Source organism: Pseudomonas sp. P4_C3, assembly GCF_056402075.1.
Genome location: NZ_JBFUIC010000344.1, coordinates 1 through 4010 on the forward strand (window position 1 = coordinate 1; position 4010 = coordinate 4010).

Below are 4010 nucleotides of genomic sequence, written 5' to 3' on the forward strand. Positions count from 1 at the left end.
GGTCTGGATCTCGTAGGCAGGCGTTTCGACGGCTGAGTAATCACGGGTATAGCGAGTGGCAAACTCGCTGACGCCCCATTGCTGGTACTGCTGCACGTGCTTCAGTTCGTGCGCCCACAGCGCGACATTGTTCAGTGCATCATCGGGACTGCGAAAAACGATGATGTCGACAAGGGTGACTGCATTTACATCGGGATTCTGCAGTATGGTGTTTGCGGCGTTCAGTTGCGCATCGTCGCCAACCTTGTAGCGAGCCGAATCGAGCACTCGAATGTCATAGTAGGGTTCGAGCTGGGCCCGGATATTCAGCGGGACTGTCTGGATATCACCCGTTGCCAGGGTATTGCGCGATTGCACGATCCAGCTCTGTAAACCGGCGGCCGCCATCTGGTTCATGTTATCGAAGATCTCCCCAACGTCCCCTTTGGAGCCTGGAGCACAAAAACAGGCGACCACGCAAACCTGGTACTGTCCTTGCGGGCAGGCAAAAGCAGAGGACGAAGTAGCAATGCAGAAAAGCGGTATCGCCAAGCGGACAAGTTGACGCATAAAGGCAGGTGACAATTGGTTCTCCCAGAGGCAATGGCGGTCGGCAGGCGATCATTCGGGCAGCTTGCGCACGTGTTGGACCGCTTTGGGTACCGTTCGATTCCCTGGGGTCCACATATTATTCAGGCCATTGCCCATATCGTTCTGGAGCTTGCATGAAAGTTGGCGTGATTTCCGATACCCACGGCTTGCTCCGTCCCGAAGCGCTTGCCGCCCTGGCGGGGTGCGAGCAGATCATTCATGCCGGCGACATCGGTAGCCCGGAAATTCTTGACCGACTGGCGTCTATCGCTGCGCTGCACGTCGTGCGCGGGAACAATGATCAAAACCAGGCATGGGCAGGAAATCTCCCTGATTTTCTGCGATTGGACCTCAACGGTTGGCAGACGCTGTTGGTGCATGACATTGCCGATGTTCCGGTCGATCTGGACCCAGGCATAAAGCTGGTGATCACCGGCCACTCCCACAAGCCACGCATGGAATGGCGTGGAGAGCGATTGTTTGTCAATCCAGGCAGCGCGGGGCGACGACGCTTCAAGCTGCCTGTCACGCTGACGCTGCTCGAGGTAACGGCGACTTCGATTGAGCCTCGGTTGCTTGACCTGTTGGAGCAGCCCCCCGATTGATTGAACCCTCGACGATTTGAAACGGCAGTATTAGAAAATACAAAAGAGAATATGTATTAAATGCTGGTGATACGTCCTCAGAGTTGTTTCAGGAAACCCAGTAGCAGCTCATTGACCTCTGTCGCGCGCTCTCGCTGTATCCAGTGGCCGGCACCTTCGAGGATATGACACCCGCGCAGTTCCGGCAGTGTCTGCGCGAAGGCTTCGATCTGCCGTGGGGAACCCGGAAACTTCAGCACGTCGTCGCGGCTCCCGGCAATGAACATCGACGGCTGCCGGATAATGCAATCGCGCCAGGGTGCCAGCAGTGCCCATGAGCGCGTCATGTTGCGGTACCAGTTCAAGCCGCCGCGAAATCCGCTGCGGGTGAATTCGCCGGTGTAGTAGGCGATATCCTCGAGGCTTAGCCAGGCTGGCAGGGTTTCGGGCTCGATCATCCCCCCCAGCAAGCCTTGTCCCGGCTGCAACCGGCCAAACACCGGCCAATCGGGCCCGTCACCCGAGCCACTGAAGTAGATGCGCCGGATCGACGACTCGACATCTCTTTCCAGCTCGGCCTCGGCCACACCCGGCGTCTGGAAGTACTGGATATAAAAGTCGCTGATACCCAGCGAGGCAAGCGCGCTCAGGAGCTCCACGCGACCCGGTGGCGAGAAGGGAACGCTCATGCCGACCACTGCGCGGAACAGATCGGGTCGCATCATTGCTGCGCTCCATGCCACCAGCGCGCCCCAGTCATGACCGACGATCACGGCTTGTTGTTCGCCGAGTGCGTGGACCAACTCCACCATGTCGCCTACCAGGTGGAGTGTGGTGTAGGCGTCGGGTTCGGCCGGCGCATCGGTGCCGCCATAGCCACGCATGTCGGGCGCGACCGCTCTATAGCCGGCGGCCGCCAGCGCAGCAAGCTGATTGCGCCAGGAGTACCACAGCTCCGGGAAGCCGTGGCATAGCAAGACCAACGGGCCGCAACCTTGCGTTGCTACCCGCATGCGGATGCCATTGATGTCGAGCATTTCGAGGTGTGGCTCGTTCATGTGCGCTTCCTGCCATTCAAGCGATGGACTCCAGCAACCGCGGCAGATTCGCCTGAGCCTTCTGCCTGTTGACAGAGAGCCGATACAGTTGTGCCACTTTCCCGGTGTCGGTTTCTTGCAGTCCCCTGAGCACCGCAGTCAGAAAGAATAAGCGCGACTGCCTGATCCAGCGCGACAGGCCTTCATGCTCTCCCCAGCGTAGTTGGTTACCCAGGTAGACCGCCCACATTCTGATCCAGTCCGTGGGGACGTGAGGCGGGGGGACCATCGTGCAAAGCGCGTTCATTTGCGCTCGATCGGTCAGGTGGCTTTCCACATAAGCGATCAAGGCCGCGCTGAACACGGGTTGGCAACTGCTTACCATCAACAGGTTAATCTTGCCGCCGTCGAACACCTTCATTTCAGGCAGTGACGGGATGGCACTGGCGCTGCAATCAATGTGCAGAGTACCTGGGCTCGTGGCGATGCTGCCCCGGTCGAGCACGATGCGCGTTGGCTCGATAGCTCGCACCCTGCCCAGGCGCACAATGTTGCCGATGCGTCGAAGCTCGCGTAATTCCGCCTGTGTGACGGTGGCGCAGCGGTAAGCAGTGGGTTCGACGGACTTGTCCAGGCGCAGGAGTTGGCCCGCGGCCTCAAGTCTTGCGAACAGGTCCGGGATCGAGTCTGCGGCTGCGATGGCCTCGAATTGCGCCATGAGGCCGCCGATTGTTCGTTCGAAGCTGTCGGGGCCGGGTTGCAGGTTGGCCCGGTCGATCAACCACGGATCGTTCGGCATGATCCAGCAGATTTTTGCGGGTGCAACACCGTTTTGCAGACACCACAGGCAAGCGTCGATCCCGGTCTTGCCCGATCCGACCACTACGTAGCCAGAGTGAGGGTGCCGGATCTTCGGCAGGTCGTTCAGTGGCACGCATTGCACGCCGGGGTCCACCCGGTACCTGGGCGGGTGGGTCGAGGGAACTGCGGTCTGGGCATGGGTGGCGTCTACCACCTTTTTGTGCACCTGGACCTGGTGGTTTACGCCGCTGACCAGCGAGGTAAACCGGTGGTCGTCAATGCGGTCGCCGGTGTAGTTGCACATGGGGAAGTAACGGACTTGACCTGATGGCAGAAACTGCTGATTCATCACCTGGTCGAAGTAGCTCGCCACCTCGGCGCCGGAGGCTAGCTCATATAGGCCCTCGTTGAGTTCCGCCCGGTCTTTCGTTCCGCTGCCCAATTCCCGTGAGTTGACGCCATAGAAGGCCGAGGGCTGGTGCAATCGGACGAACGGGTAGGCATCATTCCAGTGCCCGCCAGGTCGGTCGTGTCGATCCACCATTATGATGCGTGCATTCGTTTCCTTGAGTAGCGTATCGACGAAAGCCATGGCCGTCGCGCCAGCACCGATGATCAGGTAGTCGGTTTCGATCAGATTTGCGTCCATATGCTTTCGCCTTTCTGAAGGTTCCACCCTCAACCCCAGAAGATTAGCTACCTGTACCGAGCCCGATAGAACGAATGCTCCTCACCACATAACCGATGGAATTAATGGTTGCAGCCTGAGTTACGACTCACCAGTCGATGCAATATCTGACTCTCTGGCGTATGCACGTGGTGGCTCCACACTCGCGCACTCAAACGCCAGTTCGGCACCTCCCAAGGCACTTGGCGCAGACAATCAGCATGAGAAAGTCCGGTGCCGAGAATCACGTAGCCGTTAATCAAGCAGCTGATCGATCAACACCGCATTGGTATAGATCAAGCTGTCATCGCTCGCACGGTGCCCGACCAGGTGAAACTGACCGCGGTCGTG

The 4010-nt window shown here is 58.9% G+C and carries 4 protein-coding genes and 1 pseudogene; 2 read left to right on the plus strand and 3 right to left on the minus strand.

Annotation, left to right across the window (positions count from 1 at the left end):
• Positions 1-396, minus strand: a 396-nt coding sequence (locus AC1DVH_RS27175; RefSeq protein WP_477756397.1) for an eCIS core domain-containing protein, incomplete at its 3' end; no start/stop codon positions are given.
• 308 nt (positions 397-704) lie between these two features.
• Here AC1DVH_RS27175 and AC1DVH_RS27180 point away from each other — a divergent pair.
• On the plus strand, positions 705-1175 hold the full coding sequence (locus AC1DVH_RS27180; RefSeq protein ID WP_477756398.1) for a metallophosphoesterase family protein: 471 nt from the start codon (positions 705-707) through the stop codon (positions 1173-1175).
• A gap of 77 nt (positions 1176-1252) precedes the next feature.
• Here AC1DVH_RS27180 and AC1DVH_RS27185 read toward each other — a convergent pair whose 3' ends face one another.
• Positions 1253-2212, minus strand: coding sequence for an alpha/beta fold hydrolase (locus AC1DVH_RS27185; protein WP_477756399.1), 960 nt, complete (start codon positions 2210-2212; stop codon positions 1253-1255).
• A 16-nt stretch (positions 2213-2228) separates the two neighbouring features.
• On the minus strand, positions 2229-3641 hold the full coding sequence (locus tag AC1DVH_RS27190) for an NAD(P)-binding protein (RefSeq protein ID WP_477756400.1): 1413 nt from the start codon (positions 3639-3641) through the stop codon (positions 2229-2231).
• A 137-nt stretch (positions 3642-3778) separates the two neighbouring features.
• On the opposite strand from AC1DVH_RS27190, the pseudogene AC1DVH_RS27195 reads away from it, so the two are divergent.
• Positions 3779-3884 (plus strand): annotated as a pseudogene (locus AC1DVH_RS27195) (AraC family transcriptional regulator); the annotation flags it as partial.
• Between the last annotated feature and the right edge of the window lie 126 nt (positions 3885-4010).

Bases quoted from the DNA above. Each gene is read 5' to 3' on its own strand.
- AC1DVH_RS27180 (WP_477756398.1), top strand. From the start codon at position 705: ATGAAAGTTGGCGTGATTTCCGATACCCACGGCTTGCTCCGTCCCGAA.
- AC1DVH_RS27185 (WP_477756399.1), bottom strand. From the start codon at position 2,212: ATGAACGAGCCACACCTCGAAATGCTCGACATCAATGGCATCCGCATG.
- AC1DVH_RS27190 (WP_477756400.1), bottom strand. From the start codon at position 3,641: ATGGACGCAAATCTGATCGAAACCGACTACCTGATCATCGGTGCTGGC.